Annotated in this window: 1 protein-coding gene; it reads left to right on the forward strand. The window is 43.0% G+C overall.

Annotated elements, in window-relative coordinates; all coding sequences use genetic code 11:
• A partial coding sequence (locus tag R7O03_RS22565; RefSeq protein ID WP_318132067.1) for an Ig-like domain-containing protein occupies positions 1-1,463 on the forward strand: 1,463 nt, incomplete at both ends.

Genomic DNA, 1,463 nt, shown 5'->3' on the forward strand with positions numbered 1-1,463 from the left:
GCGATTGATCATGGTGTAGGTCAAGATGAGCTGGTGACTAACGTATTGGTTGAAAGCATTCAAAGTGATGCTGACGGCACACAAGAGGCTGTTGTGGCTCCCCTAGAAATCGCCATCCTTGATGCCGATCCAGTGATCGAAAATGAGTCATATAGTGTAACCGAAGGCCAAGTCATTTCTGGCAATGTACTGGAGAATGACATTGATATTGATGGTGACTTGTACATTCGATATGTCAGAGCCGGAGGAGAGATCCAGTCTGTCCCTGATGGTGGCTCAGTAAGTTTTAGTCTAGAGAAGGGTGAATTAACCGTATTTTCAGATGGCTCTTGGCAGTTGAATGCCAGTCGCAACTTAGATCACACGGTTGAGCAAAGTCTCGTTTTTGATTATCTCGCAGCCGATGATTCAAAAGATTACGGTGTAGCAACCGCAACTATCGACATTATAGATGGCCAAGCGGGTTATGTAGGCAGCGCTACTATAAACGCAGCAGAAGTACCTCTGGGAGAGGCATTATTAACCACCGAAGGCAGTGTTAATGTGATTGCTGGCTCTGATAACCCTGATCCGACTAGTTTGTATTTTGGTGGGGCATCCATTACTAAGTTAGAGGCATTAGGGCTTACAAGCTCAGTCTCTGATAATGAGCTTAGCTACACGTTAAGTTCCAGTGGAAAGCAAATCACAGCATTTGCCAATGGTGTCACTGTATTTACGTTAACATTGAGTGGCATTGAGTCGGGTAACGATGTACTAGCTTCAATCTCGCTTACTCTTGATCATCCTATCGATCAATTCAATAGTAGTGATACGGTCACTTTCCCGCTGACCATTGGAGGGACAGATCTAGACTCCACACCGCTTGTAGAGAACGAAATTGATTTCGTGTTGAAAGATGGTGTTGATCCTACGTTGAGCAACTTGACTGTTGTTGCAATGGAGGAGATTAATCTAGAAAGTGGGGCAATCTTTAAAACTGGGAGCCTTCAACTCGATATCGGGAGTGATTATGTTGACTCTCTTCGATTTAGCGAATTTAACCAGCCCACATTAGTGAGTAGTGAAAGTGAGTTGCTTTACCGTCTGTCTGATGACGGTACGACAATTACTGGCTATATCTTAGAAGGTGGGGTGGAAGTAAATATTTTTCAATCGAAACTATTATCCACATTACCTTTAGAGTCAAGTAGTGAAATAGAGTATTCCTTTGAATTATATCGCTCTTTCGATCTGTCAAAAGATCAAATCCTGGATATACCATTGTTAGTTAATGCAACAGATTCAGACGGTGACACCACCTCGGTAACATTGGATATTACCTTAGAGGCAATAGAAGGTTTGAACGATGATGCCTCTTTAACAGTAGATATTCTTGATGGCGGTGATGGATACGAAAACCAGTTTGAAGTTCCTAGTGTCACGATTCAAGGTGACGCACTCAAGATAAGCGATGAGTGGCT

Source organism: Vibrio sp. Vb2960 (genome assembly GCF_033337665.1).
Classification (GTDB): Bacteria; Pseudomonadota; Gammaproteobacteria; order Enterobacterales; family Vibrionaceae; genus Vibrio; species Vibrio alginolyticus.